The organism is Microbacterium ginsengisoli (genome assembly GCF_000956535.1).
GTDB classification, from domain to species: Bacteria; Actinomycetota; Actinomycetes; order Actinomycetales; family Microbacteriaceae; genus Microbacterium; species Microbacterium ginsengisoli.
Window position 1 is genome coordinate 34,965 of sequence record NZ_JYIY01000068.1, and the last position, 14,163, is coordinate 49,127.

Annotated in this window: 15 protein-coding genes and 1 pseudogene; 6 read left to right on the forward strand and 10 right to left on the reverse strand. The window is 71.7% G+C overall.

What is annotated here, in order from left to right; genetic code table 11:
* Positions 1-57: 57 nt before the first annotated feature.
* The gene (locus tag RR49_RS05395; protein ID WP_045247050.1) at positions 58-423 is read left to right on the forward strand and encodes a VOC family protein; all 366 of its coding nucleotides are present in this window, start codon (positions 58-60) and stop codon (positions 421-423) included.
* Positions 424-425: 2 nt separating this feature from the next.
* Here the strand turns inward: RR49_RS05395 and RR49_RS05400 are convergent, their stop codons facing one another.
* Both RR49_RS05400 and RR49_RS05405 read right to left on the reverse strand, forming a co-directional pair.
* Entirely contained in the window at positions 426-1,217 is a 792-nt protein-coding gene (locus RR49_RS05400; RefSeq protein ID WP_045247051.1) for a dienelactone hydrolase family protein, read from the reverse strand.
* A 1-nt stretch (position 1,218) separates the two neighbouring features.
* Positions 1,219-2,379 (reverse strand): AI-2E family transporter, encoded by a 1,161-nt coding sequence (locus RR49_RS05405; protein WP_169815884.1) that lies wholly within the window; start codon positions 2,377-2,379, stop codon positions 1,219-1,221.
* A 53-nt stretch (positions 2,380-2,432) separates the two neighbouring features.
* On the opposite strand from RR49_RS05405, the gene RR49_RS05410 reads away from it, so the two are divergent.
* Together RR49_RS05410 and RR49_RS05415 are read left to right on the forward strand one after the other, a co-directional pair.
* A complete protein-coding gene (locus RR49_RS05410) occupies positions 2,433-3,422 on the forward strand; it encodes a hypothetical protein (RefSeq protein ID WP_045247052.1) in 990 nt (329 codons plus the stop codon).
* 42 nt (positions 3,423-3,464) lie between these two features.
* On the forward strand, positions 3,465-3,887 hold the full coding sequence (locus RR49_RS05415; protein WP_045247053.1) for a VOC family protein: 423 nt from the start codon (positions 3,465-3,467) through the stop codon (positions 3,885-3,887).
* A gap of 13 nt (positions 3,888-3,900) precedes the next feature.
* On the opposite strand, the gene RR49_RS05420 is transcribed toward RR49_RS05415, so the two are convergent.
* The 3 genes from RR49_RS05420 to RR49_RS05430 are packed head-to-tail and all read right to left on the reverse strand — an operon-like array spanning position 3,901 to position 7,136.
* Positions 3,901-5,046, reverse strand: coding sequence for a glycerate kinase (locus RR49_RS05420; RefSeq protein ID WP_045247054.1), 1,146 nt, complete (start codon positions 5,044-5,046; stop codon positions 3,901-3,903).
* 29 nt (positions 5,047-5,075) lie between these two features.
* Positions 5,076-5,420 carry a nuclear transport factor 2 family protein gene (locus RR49_RS05425; RefSeq protein WP_045247055.1) on the reverse strand — a complete coding sequence of 115 codons (345 nt, stop codon included), beginning with the start codon at positions 5,418-5,420 and terminating at the stop codon, positions 5,076-5,078.
* A gap of 39 nt (positions 5,421-5,459) precedes the next feature.
* The gene (locus tag RR49_RS05430) at positions 5,460-7,136 is read right to left on the reverse strand and encodes an FAD-dependent oxidoreductase (protein ID WP_045247056.1); all 1,677 of its coding nucleotides are present in this window, start codon (positions 7,134-7,136) and stop codon (positions 5,460-5,462) included.
* A gap of 67 nt (positions 7,137-7,203) precedes the next feature.
* Between RR49_RS05430 and RR49_RS05435 the strand changes: the two genes are divergently transcribed.
* The gene (locus RR49_RS05435) at positions 7,204-7,764 is read left to right on the forward strand and encodes a helix-turn-helix domain-containing protein (RefSeq protein ID WP_045247057.1); all 561 of its coding nucleotides are present in this window, start codon (positions 7,204-7,206) and stop codon (positions 7,762-7,764) included.
* A gap of 5 nt (positions 7,765-7,769) precedes the next feature.
* Here the strand turns inward: RR49_RS05435 and RR49_RS05440 are convergent, their stop codons facing one another.
* From RR49_RS05440 to RR49_RS05450, 3 genes and pseudogenes are all read right to left on the reverse strand, one after another.
* Positions 7,770-8,489 carry an FAD-binding oxidoreductase gene (locus RR49_RS05440; RefSeq protein ID WP_048809201.1) on the reverse strand — a complete coding sequence of 240 codons (720 nt, stop codon included), beginning with the start codon at positions 8,487-8,489 and terminating at the stop codon, positions 7,770-7,772.
* Positions 8,486-9,079: pseudogene (locus RR49_RS05445) on the reverse strand (sulfite oxidase-like oxidoreductase). Before RR49_RS05445 ends, RR49_RS05440 begins: the two are co-directional and overlap by 4 nt.
* A gap of 36 nt (positions 9,080-9,115) precedes the next feature.
* The gene (locus tag RR49_RS05450) at positions 9,116-10,357 is read right to left on the reverse strand and encodes an MFS transporter (RefSeq protein WP_045247058.1); all 1,242 of its coding nucleotides are present in this window, start codon (positions 10,355-10,357) and stop codon (positions 9,116-9,118) included.
* Between the two features lie 81 nt (positions 10,358-10,438).
* Between RR49_RS05450 and RR49_RS05455 the strand changes: the two genes are divergently transcribed.
* Positions 10,439-10,777: an ArsR/SmtB family transcription factor gene (locus RR49_RS05455; RefSeq protein WP_045247059.1), complete on the forward strand. Its 339-nt coding sequence runs from the start codon at positions 10,439-10,441 to the stop codon at positions 10,775-10,777.
* Positions 10,778-10,829: 52 nt separating this feature from the next.
* On the forward strand, positions 10,830-11,732 hold the full coding sequence (locus tag RR49_RS05460; protein WP_045247060.1) for a patatin-like phospholipase family protein: 903 nt from the start codon (positions 10,830-10,832) through the stop codon (positions 11,730-11,732).
* A 124-nt stretch (positions 11,733-11,856) separates the two neighbouring features.
* On the opposite strand, the gene RR49_RS05465 is transcribed toward RR49_RS05460, so the two are convergent.
* On the reverse strand, positions 11,857-12,612 hold the full coding sequence (locus tag RR49_RS05465) for a dienelactone hydrolase family protein (RefSeq protein WP_045247061.1): 756 nt from the start codon (positions 12,610-12,612) through the stop codon (positions 11,857-11,859).
* 207 nt (positions 12,613-12,819) lie between these two features.
* Entirely contained in the window at positions 12,820-13,986 is a 1,167-nt protein-coding gene (locus RR49_RS05470; RefSeq protein WP_045247062.1) for an MFS transporter, read from the reverse strand.
* Positions 13,987-14,163 lie beyond the last annotated feature (177 nt).

Genomic DNA, 14,163 nt, shown 5'->3' on the forward strand with positions numbered 1-14,163 from the left:
TCGGGCGGCGCGGCGCGGCATCCTGGTGTGCACCGCACGTTCACGAGAGGGGTCCCGATGCTCGTGCAGGTCGCCCAGCATGCCGATGATCTCGCGCGCGCCACCGCCTGGTACTCGACGCTGCTCGCGCGCGAGCCCGTCGCGGCGTTCGATCCGCCGGGGCTCGTGTTCTTCGACCTCGACGGGGTGCGACTGCTCGTCGATCGCGCGGCGCCGTCAGCGCTGATCTACCTGCGTGTCGACGACATCGACGAGGCGGTGGCGCGGGCGCGCGATGCCGGTACCGAGGTGGTCACGCCGCCGCATCCGATCTTCTCCCACCACGACGACAGCCTCGGTCCCGCAGGCTCCGACGAGTGGCAGGCGTTCGTGCGCGACTCGGAGGGGAACCTCGTCGGGCTCGTCGAGCAGCGACTCGGCTGAGCTCAGGCGGCGAGCCGCTGCCGCAGGAAGTCGATGACCGCGGCCCGGGCCGCATGGGTCGGATGCCCCGCCTCGCCCGCGTGCGGATCGGTGAGCACCGAGTGGGCCGAGGTAGGGATGCCATCGGGGTTGCCCGCCGAGGAGTCGATCTCGAACGCCCGCCAGCCCTCGCCGAGCGCCCGCTCGAACGCGGCGAAGCGGGACGCCGGCACGCTGCGGTCGGCGGTGAAGCGCAGACCCAGGGCGCACAGGCCCTCGTCGCGCACGCGGGTGGCAAGGGTCGCCTCGGCGGCCTCGGTGAGTCCGGTGGCGTGCGCGCCGGCGCCGAAGGCGGGCGGCAGGGCGGGCTGCGACAGCACCGGCGCGATGACGGCCGGCTCGACGGCGGCGGCGAGCGCGAAGCCGCCCGAGAAGCACATGCCGATCATGCCGACGCCGGCACCGCCCGACTCGGTGTGCAGGTCGCGCGCGAGCGCGCGGAGGTAGGACGTGACCGGCCGATCGGCCCGGCGGGCGAACGCCGCGAACTCGCGCGACACGCACATGCGCAGGGCGGAGGCCGCGAGGTAGCCGCCGGTTGCGGGACGACCCGGAGTGCCGATGATCGAGGGCACCGCGACGCGGAACCCCGCCTCGACCAGCAGGTCGGCGAGGCCGATCACCTCGGGGGTCGCACCGGGGATCTCGGGGACCAGAACGACGCCGGGGCCGGTGCCGCGTCGGAACACCCGGTGGGTGAGGCCCGCGGCGGTGAAGTCCGCGGCATCCCATCTCTCGTCGAAGCCGTCGCTCACATCACTCCCTCGGTCGTCGCCGTCGCTCGCGCGCCGCGCCGGGATCGTGTCCCGCTCCGGTGAGCTCATCCGGGTCGGTGCGGTAGGCGGCCACGATCATGGCGTTCGCGGTCGCGATGAACGGCACCGCGAAGAAGGCGCCTGCGATGCCCGCGAGGGCGGCGCCCGTCGCGACGCCGAGCACGACGCCCAGCGGATGCACCTTGACCGCGCTTCCGGTGAGCAGGGGGTGCAGCACGTGGCTCTCGACCTGCTGCACGAGGATCACGATGCCGAGCATGATCACCGCGTGCACCCAGCCGTTGAACAGCAGTGCGATGCCGACGGCGACGATGCCGCCGACGATCGCTCCGACGACCGGCACGAACGCGCCGAGGAACACGATCACCGCGATCGGGATCGCCAGCGGCACCCCGAGGATCGCGGCTCCCACGCCGATGCCGATCGCATCGGTGCCCGCGACGACCAGCTGCACGCGGATGAAGCTCGTGAGGGTGCGCCACCCGGCGTGGCCGGCGGCGGTGAGGCGGGGGCGCGCCGCACGCGGCCACACGCGGACGAACCAGCGCCACATGCGGGGTCCGTCGATCAAGGCGAACAGCGTCACGAAGATCACGATGAAGATGCCCTCGATCGCGTGCACGATGCCGAGCCCTGCGGCGGCGAAGCCGGTGCCGATATCGCTGGCGTGGGTCTGGATGTAGGTGACGATGTCCGAGATCCACGTGTCGAGCTGCTGATCGGTGATGCCGAACGGCTGGGTGGCGAGGAAGTCCTTCGCGGAGGCCACGACGGTGGTGATCTGGTGCTCGATCTTCGGCAGCTCGTAGCGGATCTGGATGGCCACGATGAAGGAGAGCAGCCCCAGCGCGGCGAAGACCGCGATCCACGAGGTGATGATCGCGAGCCACTTGGGCCAGTGATGCCGCTGCAGGAAGCTCGAGAAAGGGACGAGCAACGCCGAGAGCACGAGACCGATGAGGAACGGGATGACCACCTCGGACAGATGCACCGCCACCAGGAGCACCACCGCGAGCGCCGCGATGATCACCAGCAGGCGCCAGGCGAACGCCGCCCCGATCTTCAGGCCTGCCGGGACCGGGTCGGGTACGGCGGGGGCCGGGGAGGCCGGCGGGGAGGCACGCCGCGAGAAGAGCGTCATGGGGTCGAACATACGCCTGTCGGGATGTCGCGGCCTCCCGCTACCGTGACCACATGTCCCCCCGCGACGACGTGATGTCCTGGCTGCTCGATTCCGACCCGGCCTTGCGCTGGCAGGTCGAGCGCGACCTCGTCGGCGTGCCCGAGGCGGTGTGGCAGGCGACGCGCGCGCGGGTGCCCCGCGAGGGCATGGGTGCCGCGCTCCTCGCCCGGCAGGACGCCGACGGCCAATGGGCGGGCGGTGCGTTCTTCCCCGCCGACTTCACCGAGGAGCAGCGCGCCGACGGGCAGCCCTGGACGGCGACCACCTGGAGCCTGAAGCAGCTGCGCGAGTGGGGGGTGGCGGCATCCGTCCTCGACGGCACGGCGGAGAAGCTGCGCACGCACGCGCGGTGGGAGTACGACGATCTGCCGTACTGGGACGGCGAGGTCGACTGCTGCATCAACGGCTACACCCTCGCCGCCGGGGCGTGGCTCGGGGTGGACGTCTCGGGCATCGCCCGGTGGTTCGTCGAGCACCGTCAGCCCGACGGAGGCTGGAACTGCGAGTGGGTCGAGGGATCGACGCGGTCCTCGTTCCCCTCGACCCTCAATGCACTCGAGGGTGTGCTCGCCTACGAGCGGGCCGGGCTCGGCTTCCCCGAACTGACTGCCGCCCGCCACGGTGCCGAGCAGTACCTGCTCGAGCGGCGGGTGCTCTACGGTCTGCGCAGCGGCGAGCCGGTGGTGCCGTATGTGCACCATCTCGCGTACCCGTTCCGGCACGTCTACAGCGCACTGCACGCGGCCGACTACTTCCGTGCATCCGCCCTGTTCGACGGGGTCGCCCCCGACCCGCGGCTCGCCGACGCGATCGCGTCGATCCGGTCGAAGCGGGGCGACGACGGGCGCTGGGTGCAGGAGCATCGACACCCAGGCGCCGTCTGGTTCGACGTCGACGTGCCCGAGGGCGAGGCGTCGCCGTGGCTCACGTTCCTGTCGCTGCGGGTGCTCGAGTGGTGGGATGCCGCATCCGCCCTTGCCCCTCGAGGAGCGGGCGCCTAGCGTCGGAACGGTCCACGACCGTCACCCCGTTCGGAGGCTCACATGACCACGCGTCTCATCCCCTACATCCAGTTCGCGGGCGCAGCCCGCGAGGCGGTGACCTTCTATCAGGAGGTGTTCGGCGGAGAGCTGACCATCTCGACGTTCGGCGATTTCGGCATGCCCGGAGCCGACCCTTCTCACGTGATGCACTCGGAGCTCAAGGCCGACGGCTTCGATCTGATGGGCGCCGACGGTCTCGAGCCCGACCAGGTCGTGGGTGAGACCCGCATCTCGGCCGCGTTCATGAGCGACGAGGTCGAGCGCGTGCTCGGCTGGTTCGCGCGGTTAAGCGACGGCGGCACGGTGCGCCAGCCGCTCGAGAAGCAGGTGTGGGGCGACATGTACGGCGAGGTGACCGACCGGTTCGGCGTGCGCTGGATGTTCAACGTCGCCCTCCCTGGCGACGACGCCCCGCTCGCCTGACGTCGCCCACGGCTCAGAGCACGAGAGTCGCGGCGGCGCGCCTCCCGGCCTCGCGCACCCACAACGCCGCCTCGGCGCGCGCGGCCTCTCCCGACCCGGCGAGGTCGGTGAGCGAGTAGGCGACGCGAAAGCCCGCGGTGGTCGGGTCGGCCGCGAGTCGCCCGGCGACGAGCAGCGCCGAGACACCGCGATCGGCCGCCATCCCGGCGACGATCGCGGGGGCCTTTCCCGCGGCCGTCTGTCCGTCGAACGAGCCCTCGCCCGTCACCACGACGTCGGCGCGGTCGAGGTCGGCGGGGAGTCCGATCGTGCGGGCGACCTGTCCGGCACCGGAGGCGGCCGTGGCGCCCCAGGCGCGCAGCGCGAACCCCACCCCGCCCGCGGCTCCCGCGCCCGCCGCGTCGGGGTCGCCGGGCAGCAGCCCGCCGAGCCGGGCGAGTGCGGCGTCGACACGGGCGATGGCCTCGCCGTCGAGCCCCTTCTGGGGTCCGAAGACGGATGCCGCGCCGCGCTCTCCGAGCAGCGGGTTGCTCACATCCGACAGCACGACCGCCCCGCAGGTCGGCAGCGGGCGCAGGCCCGACAGGTCGACATGCGCCAGATCGAGCAGCCCTCGTGCGCCGCGCGCGATCGGGGAGCCCGCGGCATCCGTGAACCGGGCGCCGAGCGCGGTCAGCATGCCGATGCCGCCGTCGGTGGATGCGCTGCCGCCCACCGCGAGCAGCAGGCGCGACACCCCCGCGTCGAGCGCGGCGGCGATCGCCTCGCCGAAGCCGACCGACTGCGCATCCCACGGGAGGCGGCGCGATCCGAGCAGTTCGAGCCCGGAGGTGGCGGCGAGCTCGACCACGGCGATGCCGTGCGGAGCGTCGGGCGTGGGCGGGAGCCGCAGCCACGCGGACTCGACCCGCGCACCGTCGGGCCCGGTCACCGCGACCGGCTCGCGCACCGATCCGGGCACGGCGCGCGCGATCGCGTCGAGGGTTCCCTCGCCGCCGTCGGCCATCGGTCGGGAGATGAGGTGGTCACCGGGGCGCGCCGAGCGCCACCCGGCGATGAACGCGTCGGCGACAGCGGGGGCCGACAGGGTCTCTTTGAAGCTGTCGGGGGCGACGACCACGGTGAGCGGGGTCGCGGTCACCTCGTCGTGAACGGACATGAGAGCACCGTCGCACACCAGGTTCGGCGTCAGCCGAGAAGTGTTCCCTGGTGGAAGCGCAGCACGGGTCTGCCCGTCGAGACGTCCCAGATCGACGACCGCCGGCTGGGGCGCTCCCCGCCGATGCGGTACGTCACGAGCACGTGGGTATCGCCGAGCGCCGCGACCTGCCACTCGTCGGTCGGCGGGATCTGCCGAGCGTCCGGTTCGGCGGCGAGCGCCGCGACGATCGCGTCGCGCGTCCACAGCGCGCCGGACGCACCGATCTCGGTGAACGACGGATGCAGCAGCGCGGCCAGGGCGATCGGGTCGCGGCGCACGAGCGGGTCGAGCAGCGACAGTTCGAGCGCCCGGAGGGTCGCGGCATCCGTCATGGGGTCAGTGTGCCACCGGCGCGTCGGGTGCGCCCGGTCTCAGTGGCGACGAGCGAGCACGATGCCGTCGTGGAAGGTGCGCAGCTCGCCGTCGCGGGCGAGCGATTCGCGCTGCCGCTCCTCCGCGATGAGCACGGTCCATTCGGCCGGGTCGAGCGCGAGGGCCGCGACATCTTCGGCCGGAGTGGGGAACCAGCGGCGGGCGGGCGCGGCGGGGTCGGGGTGGCGTGCCCCGCCGTGGCCGTGGTCGTGCGGGGCACCGCCCTCGCGATCGTGGCCCGGTGCGGGGTGGTGACCGTCGTGCCCGTGCCCGTGCCCATGCCCGGCGCCCGGGCTCCCCGGCGGCGGCGCGGCATGGGAGGTGATCAGCAGGTGTCCGCCGGGCGCGACCCGCTCGGCCGCGGCCCGCAGAATCTCCTCCCGTGGCAGGTCGACGGGCGAGTGCAGAAAGCTCGCCGTCACGAGGTCGAAGGTCTCGTCGACGTCGAGCGCCGCGAGATCGCCGGCGACGAAACGAGCGGATGCCGCATCCGCCCCCGCGTCCGCCGCGGCGGCGCGAGCGCGCCCGATCGCCGTGACCGAGATGTCGATGCCCGTGGCGCGCCACCCGTGCGCGGCGAGCCAGAGCACGTCGCCGCCCTCCCCGCAGCCGAGGTCGAGGGCGGAGCCCGCGGGGAGCGTGGCCGCGATGTCGGCCAGCACGGCGTTCACGCGGCCCGACCAGACCTGCGTGCTCGCGGCGTAGCGGTGCTCCCAGAAGTCGGCGGGTGCGATCTCGGGCCACCGGTCGCGGTCGGCGTGCACCCGCGCGACATCCTCGTCGACGAGTGCGGCGTTCACTGCGGCTCCCGCCGTCGCCCCCGCGGCCATGCTCATCGGCACGCTCGCCATGGGGGTGACGACGTTGCCGGCGGCCCAGATGCGCGGATGCGCGGTGCGGCCCGCCGCATCGACCTCGATCACCGATCCTGTGGGGCTGTCGACACGCGGCAGGTCGAGACCGGCGAGCACGTCGTCGTGGGGGGTCAGGTCGCCGCCCGTGAAGACGGCGTCGAGAGCGAGCATCGTGCCGTCGGCGAGGCGCACACCCGTGACATCCGGCCCGTCGCCCACGATCTCGACGACGCGCTGGGGCACGAGACGGATGCCACGCGCGCGCAGTCGCAGATCGTCGTCGATCGAGAGCGGTCCGAGGTCTGCGGTGAACAGGGTGACGTCGGCGCTCCACTGCCGCACGAGCTGCGCCTGATGCAGGGAGCGCGGCGAAGTCGCGAGCACGCCGAGGCGGCGGTCGCGCACCTCCCAGCCGTGGCAGTAGGGGCAGTGCAGCACGCCGGCGCCCCACCGTTCGGCGAGCCCCGCCACGGCGGGCAGCACATCGCTCGCCCCGGTGGCGACGAGGAGTGCGCGTGCCGTGCGGCGCGCCCCGTCGTCGGTGACGACCGTGATGTCGTCGTCGGTCGCCTCGACCGCGACCGCCCGCGCCTCGATGACGCCGACGCCGTAGCCGGATGCCTCATCCCGCCCTCTCGCGAGCAGGTCGGCCGGGGGCGTCCCGTCGTGCCCGAGCACGCCGTGCACGTGGGAGGCGGTGCGATTGCGGGGCTTGCCGGCGTCGATCACGAGCGTGCGGCGACGGGCGCGGCCGAGCAGCTGCGCGGCGCTGAGCCCGGCGATGCCGCCGCCGAGGATGATCACGTCGAGATCGGGATGCATGTCGACAAGTCGACGACACCGCGGGACAATCATGCAAGTTCGTTTGCGAGATCAGCAAGGAGCGTCGATGGATGCCGCGATCGCCCAGGTCGGCCCGAGGGTGCGCGCCGCGCGGCACGCGCGCGACTGGACACTCGATGACCTCGCCCGCCGCGCGGGGCTGTCGGTCAGCACTCTCTCGCGCCTCGAATCCGGCAAGCGCGGGGCGAGTCTCGAGCTGCTGCTGCCGGTGACGCGGGCCCTCGGCATCCGCATCGACGACCTGCTGCCGCCGCACGATCGGGATCCGCGGGTGCGGCGACCCGTGATCCGCCGCGACGGCCTGATCATCGCGCCGCTCACGCACGAGAGCGCGCCGGTGCAGACCCTGCGCATCACGTACCCGGCCGACAGGCCCCTGCCCGAACCTCGCGTGCACGACGGGTTCGAGTGGCTCTATGTGCTCTCGGGGCGGCTGCGGCTGCGGCTCGGCGACCAGGATCTCGAGCTCGCTCCGGGCGAGGCGGCCGAGTTCGACACCCGCACCCCGCACGCGATGGGTGCGGCAGGCGGCGCGCCCGCCGAGGTGCTGAGCATCTTCAACGGCGATGGCGAGCGCATGCACACCCGCGTGCGCACCTCCGGCTGAGCCGGTCAGGCGCCGCCGAAGCGCTCGGTGCGCACCCTCAGCGGCGGGTGGCCGAGATCGACGAGCATGCCGGCCACGGCCTCGACGAACGGGGTCGGACCGCACACGAACACGAGCGGCCGGACGGACGGCGAGAGGGTGGATGCGGCCAGCCCCGCGGCATCCACCCGACCGACCCGACCCGCCCAGGTCTCGGGAGCGGAGCGGGTGTAGATCCAGTCGACGTCGATGCCCCGGGCGGCGAGCGCCGCGATCTCGTCGCGGTAGAGCGCGTCGGCGGGCGACCGCACCGAGGTGAGCAGACGCATCGGCGCGGCCGACGACGACGCGGCGCGGGCGCGCGCCATCGACAGCAGGGGCACCACACCCGATCCCCCGGCGATGAGCTGCACCGGTGAGGGGTCGGTGTCGTGCCAGACGAAGTAGCCGCCGAGCGGACCCTTCACCTCGACGGTGTCACCCGGGCGGGCGTCGCGCACGAAGTAGGGCGAGACCTCTCCATCCGGGACCTCGTCGATCGCGAGCTCGATCGTGGTCGACGAGCCGCTGTCCGCGAGCGAGTACGAGCGCTCGGCCCGATAGCCGTCCTCGGCCGTAAGCCGCACGTCGAGATGCTGACCCGGCAGGCTCCCCGCCCACCCCGGCACGTCGAGGGTGAGCACCACCGCGTGCGAGGCGGTCGGCCGCACCGACGTGATCGTGGCGGGCAACCAGTCCGAGGTCACGCGTAGCGCTCTTCACGCCACGGATCGCCGTGACGGTGGTAGCCGTTCTGCTCCCAGAAGCCCGGGGCATCCTTCTTCTGCATCACAAGCCCGCGAACCCACTTGGCGCTCTTCCAGAAGTAGAGGTGCGGCACGAGCAGTCGCGCCGGGCCCCCGTGCACCGGTTCGAGGGCACGACCGTCGAACTCATGCGCGATCCAGGCCTGTCCGCCGAGAAGGTCGGCCATCGGCACGTTCGTCGTGTACCCGCCGTAGCAGTGCACCATGGCGTACGCGAAGTCGCTGTCGACGGCGGCCATGATCGTGTCGAGCGACACACCGCGCCAGCTGGTGCCGAGCTTCGACCAGCGAGTGACGCAGTGGATGTCGGTGTGCACCTCCTCCTGCGGCAGAGCGAGGAAGTCGCTCCAGGTCTAGGTGGTCGTGAAGCCCTTCTCGGTGCGCACACTGAAGCGCCACTCATCGAGGTCGACGCGGGGCGTGGGCCCGGCCGAGAGCACCGGGAAGTCGTCGGTGAGGTACTGGCCCGGCGGCACCGCCGGATCGGGGGCGCGGCGGCGGCCGGTGAAACCTCGGGTGATGTTCGCCATGACGGCCCTCCGTCGGGGTGCGGAGCTCGGTGGGCTCTATCCTCCCAGAGCGGGGGATGCCGCGGGCTCGACGCGCGCATCGGGGCGACGCAGCCGCAGCACGGCGGCGAGCGCGGCGAACACCGCGACCCCGACGCCGTAGCCGTAGGTGACGGCGCTGAGTCCGAGCACCTGCACCAGGAACCCTGCCGCGACGACGGGGAGCGCCATCGCGAGGTAGGACACCATGAAGATCACGGCGAACACGTCGGCGCGTGCGGTCGCGGGGATGTGCGGCGCGAGCGAGCGGATGACCCCGAAGAACGCGGTGCCGAAGCCCGAGCCGGCCACGGCGACCGCGACGAAGTAGCCGACCAGCGATGAGGTCGAGAGGGCCACGAGGGTGAGCAGGGTGCCGACGGCGAGCGCCGACGTGCCGTATATCGTGACGACCCGCGCGCTGCGGCGCCGGATGAGGAAGGCGGAGAGCGCGCCGGAGCCGGCCAGCAGCGAGACGGCGAATCCCTGCCACAGGTGAGCCGAGACCCCGAGCTCTGCGTGCACGATGCTGGGGCCGAGGGAGAGGAACAGGCCGCCCGTGGCCCAGCCCGCGAAGATCGCCGGAACGCTGTTGAGGAACAAAGCGCGCATCGAGCGGGGCACGCCGATGCGGATGCGGAACGACGCGAGCACTCCCGGCAGGCGCGGGGCGGTCTCGGGGGCGAGCCAGACGAGGGCGGCGAGCACGAGGTAGAGCGCCGTGAGCGGCGCGAACACCGCGGTGAAGGCGTCGGGTGTGACATCCAGAAGGATGCCGGGGATGACCGCGCCGACCGCGAGTCCCGCCATCGGCGCGACGGCGTTCCACACGGCGGCCGACCCCGGGCGCGACGCCGGTTCGAGGTCGATGACCGCGGCCGAGAGCGCGGAGAGGAGGAGTCCGCTCGCGATCCCCTGCACGATGCGCGCCGCGATGAGGAGCGCGATCGAGTGGGCGTTCCAGAAGAGGAAGACGCTGGCGGCGAGGAGCACCAGGCCCGCACTGATCGCGGGGCGGCGGCCGACGTAGTCCGAGATCGATCCGGCGAGCAGCAGGGTCGCGAGGAGTGCGAGGGCGTAGACCGCGAACACGACCGTGGTCGTGGCGGCGTCGAATCCGATGCGCACGGCGAGCACCGAGTAGAAGGGCGAGGGTGCGCTGGCGCCCGCCATCATCGCGGTCACGCTCAGGATCGCGAGCGCGAAGCCGTAGGTGAACCGGCGGCTCGCCCGAGCGATCGACGTCGGGGATATCGACATCCTTGCTCCTTCAGGGTTCGAAAGATTTCGAATAGTAGGAGGCTACTCCCGTTTTCAGGATCGTCCAACTATTGTCGAACCATGACCGGCTCCGCGGACCTCCCGCACCCTGATCGCTCCGAGATCACCCTGACCGGGGTGCTCTTCGCCCTCAGCGACCCTGACCGGCTCGACATCGCCCGCCAGCTCGTCGATGGACCGCTCGACATGGCCGCCTGCCATCTCAGCGACCCGACGATCCCGAAGTCGACGAAGTCGCACCTCATGAAGGTGCTGCGCGAGGCCGGTGTCATCCGCAACGACCCTCAGGGCCGTGGTCGCCGGCTCACCCTGCGCGACGACGACCTCAACGCGCTCTTCCCCGGTGTGCTCGACGCCGTACTCGGTGCCGCGCGGGTCGTGCCCGAGGCTCGGGTCTAGCGAACGCCCCATCGAGCTCGGATCGACCCGCCACGGAAGCGATACTGAGCGGGTGACCTCCCCCAGCCCCGGCACTCGCCCCGCCACGCGCGCAGTCGTGTTCGGTGGGGGTGGGTCGACGGGCAACGCGTGGTCGATCGGCGTCGTGCACGCGCTGGCAGCGCACCGGGTCGATGTGACGTCGGCGCACCTCACGATCGGCACCTCGGCGGGCGCCACCGTCGCGGCGCAGCTGTGCGCCGCCTCCGCCGCCGAGCTCTTCGCGCGCGCCCTCGCGCCCCTCCCGACGAATCGGGCGCCGTCGCCTCCTGCTCGACGGCCGCCCGGCGCGGTGTCAGCGCAACTGGATCGCACGGCGCGCCTGATCGCGGAGGCGGCCGATCCGACCGACCTGCGACGCCGCCTCGGAATCGCCGCGATCGAGCTCGACGTCACCGGGCCGGCCGACTGGCGCGACGCGTGGCACGCCACGGTGAGGGAGCGAGTGGGGGACGCCTCCTGGCCCGATCGCGAGCTGCGCGTGACGGCGGTCGACGCTGACAGCGGCGAACCCGTGGTCTTCGACCCGCACAGTGGAATCTCCCTCGTCGACGCCGTCGCCGCCAGCTGCGCCAGTGGACGCGCGTACCGCATCGGCGACCGTCGCTACATCGACGGCGGATACCGGCGCAGCTCGGAGAACGCCGACCTCGCCGCCGGGTATGACCGCGTGCTCGTGCTCTCGCCCTTCGGCGGTCGGGTGCGCACACCGGCCGCGTGGCGACAGGGCCTCGCCCACCAGGTCGACGAACTGCGGGAGTCCGGCAGCATCGTCGAGACGCTCCTGCCGGACTCCGACGTCGAGCACCTGTTCGGTGCGAATGCGATGGATGCCGCCTCCCGCCCTGCGGCCGCACGATCGGGGTTCGCGACGGTCGAACGCCGCATCGACGAGCTCCGGGCGTTCTGGGGGTAGCTCCTGTAGGTTCCCGCTCGAGATGGCGGAGGATGCCGGGATTCCACGGCAAATGGCAGTGATCTCGAGTTCGAGGTTCCACGCGAAACGGCAGATTCCTACAGTCCTCGATCCGTGGTGGACATCAATCACCTGTCGAGTCGAGATGGCGGGCGAAGAAGCGCGCGGCATCTTCGCTGGCGAATGAGGGGACGCCGGTGTGTCCGCCCATGTTGGCGTAGAGGGTCTTCTCGGTCGATGCGAAGGCATCGAAGAGATCGAGCGCCATCTGTCGATCGTTGCCCTCGTCATCCCATTGCAGCAGCCCATGGAGGGGGATCGTGATCCGTCGCGCTTCGTCCATGGTCGATCGCGGCACGTAGCTTCCGGCGAACAGGCCCGCGGCCGCAATGCGCCGATCGGTCGCGGCCAGGCGCACGGCGACCGCGATGACCCCGCCGGAGATGGCGACCCGATCCCCGATCTCCGGAAGCCCAAGCACTGCGTCGAGTGCGGCCTGCCACTCCGGCACTGCCCGCTCCACGATGGGAAGGATGAGCCGGTCGATGATGTCGTCATCGGGACGCTCGCCCACCGAGATCGCGCGCACGAGGTCGGCACGGGCTTGTTCCGCGCCCGGCAGCGGGTGCCGGTCTCCGGCACCTGGCAGTTCGAGAGCAACCGAGGCGAAACCCTGTGCGGCGGCGCTGCGTGCTCGGACCTCCAGACGGGGGTGCATGCGCCGTAGCCCGAGCCCGCCGGGCTGACCCAACAGGATGAGCGGAACGGGGCCGGCCGTCGACGCGGTGGGTGGTGTCCAGAGGATGCCGGGAATGTCGCCGAGGGTGAACTCGCGTTCGATGGGTCCCTGGTCAAGGCGGGTTTCGGAGGTGAAGTGCATGGTCGTGCCTTCCGGGAGTGCTGCAAGGATGCGGCGCTCCCGGGCGACCTATCGCCCGACCGTGACTCCCGTGGGGAGCACCCACGTCGATTCGTTCACGGGTACCACCTCCTCGAAACTCCTGCACGGACCCCTGAAAGCTACCAGCATCCGCGACACCATCGAAATAAATGTGTCGCCGACGCGATCGCTCAGATGCTCGCCATGTCACTGCTCCGCAGTCTCGGCCAGTGGGCGATCCCGACCTATGCGATCGATGGCCCAGGGGCCGAGGACCGTACCGCTCGCGATGACAGCGGAGAACACGAGGTACGCCGGAGCCCACCAGCCACCGGCGATCAACGCGCCTGCAGCGACCACCCCGATCGCGGCGCCGATCGTGTCGGCGTTCGCCTGCAGACTCATCCCGCGGGCGACGCGGTCGCCGCTCGCCTCCGAGACGAGGGTCTTCTGCAGAGGGTAGAGGAGGCCCAACGCGGCACACACGAAGACCCACAGCGCGGCTATGACGATCACTGGAGGGGAGACCGCCAGCGCAGCTGCGCTCCCCGCAGACGCGATGGACGCGGCGGCGTAGCCGGGTTTGCGACCCCATCGCTCGACGAGACCGTGCAGGAGGCGCGGGAGAATCGTGAGCGCGATACCGCCCGGCAGGTAAACGAGCGCGATCTGCCAGACCTGAAGGTTCAGGGCTTGCAGCTGCAGGAGCAGCGCCAGACCCACGCCCGCCTCGGCGGCGGTGACGAAGACGCCGAGCGCCAAGAGCGGTGCGAGTCGACGGACATGTCCGCGTGTTCCGCCCGCGAACTCTTCCCGCACGACGAGCGGTTCCTTCGGCACGAACAGAAGGCGCACCGCGGCGGCGATCGCCGCGGCGGCGAGTCCGATGAAGACGGCCGAGTATCCGTAGGATGCAAGGAGAAACATCGCGGGCGCCCAGAAGATCCAGGATCCGAGGGCCTCGGAGGACATCAGCCCTGCAAACGTCCCCGAGTCGTCCGACAGGTATTCGGCGGCGATGGCGCGCAGCGAGATCCAGAACAGGGGGCCGGCGACGCCGCCGACGGCAGCCGCGACGAACGCCATCCCGGGCGTATCCGCGAACGCGTAGAGCACGCAGCTGGCGCTGTAGAGGAACGCTCCGACCGCTGCGACTCGGGTGCGCGGTCGCGAATCGGCGAGATACCCGGCAACCGGTCGCATGAGCACCGATACCACCAGCTCCGCGGCCACCAGCCATCCGACCACAGACGTACTGAGCCCGAGCACCGCGCCCCCCCAGAGCGGAATAAGGAAGTCGAGCAGATCGACGGGGCCACTCAAGAGGGTCGCGGACGCCCCGATCGCGCGGCGGCGTGCGGAGGTCGTCGACATTTGACCACCCTAGGGGGATTCTGCGCTGGTACCCCCGTCGCAGCCGGCCCATTCGCAACTCGATCGATGCTCCGTGCCTCCGAGCCGCGTCGACCTGGGTAGCGCTCGACGCGCACACCGCCTTGAGGTCTCGCAACCAGCCGATGTGGATACCGCGCGGCTGCCGGCCCCTCCGAC

Bases quoted from the DNA above. Each gene is read 5' to 3' on its own strand.
- RR49_RS05425 (WP_045247055.1), bottom strand. From the start codon at position 5,420: ATGACGGATGCCGCGACCCTCCGGGCGCTCGAACTGTCGCTGCTCGAC.
- RR49_RS05410 (WP_045247052.1), top strand. From the start codon at position 2,433: ATGTCCCCCCGCGACGACGTGATGTCCTGGCTGCTCGATTCCGACCCG.
- RR49_RS05415 (WP_045247053.1), top strand. From the start codon at position 3,465: ATGACCACGCGTCTCATCCCCTACATCCAGTTCGCGGGCGCAGCCCGC.
- RR49_RS05455 (WP_045247059.1), top strand. From the start codon at position 10,439: ATGACCGGCTCCGCGGACCTCCCGCACCCTGATCGCTCCGAGATCACC.
- RR49_RS05435 (WP_045247057.1), top strand. From the start codon at position 7,204: ATGGATGCCGCGATCGCCCAGGTCGGCCCGAGGGTGCGCGCCGCGCGG.
- RR49_RS05430 (WP_045247056.1), bottom strand. From the start codon at position 7,136: ATGCATCCCGATCTCGACGTGATCATCCTCGGCGGCGGCATCGCCGGG.
- RR49_RS05405 (WP_169815884.1), bottom strand. From the start codon at position 2,379: ATGACGCTCTTCTCGCGGCGTGCCTCCCCGCCGGCCTCCCCGGCCCCC.
- RR49_RS05420 (WP_045247054.1), bottom strand. From the start codon at position 5,046: ATGTCCGTTCACGACGAGGTGACCGCGACCCCGCTCACCGTGGTCGTC.
- RR49_RS05465 (WP_045247061.1), bottom strand. From the start codon at position 12,612: ATGCACTTCACCTCCGAAACCCGCCTTGACCAGGGACCCATCGAACGC.
- RR49_RS05470 (WP_045247062.1), bottom strand. From the start codon at position 13,986: ATGTCGACGACCTCCGCACGCCGCCGCGCGATCGGGGCGTCCGCGACC.
- RR49_RS05450 (WP_045247058.1), bottom strand. From the start codon at position 10,357: ATGTCGATATCCCCGACGTCGATCGCTCGGGCGAGCCGCCGGTTCACC.
- RR49_RS05395 (WP_045247050.1), top strand. From the start codon at position 58: ATGCTCGTGCAGGTCGCCCAGCATGCCGATGATCTCGCGCGCGCCACC.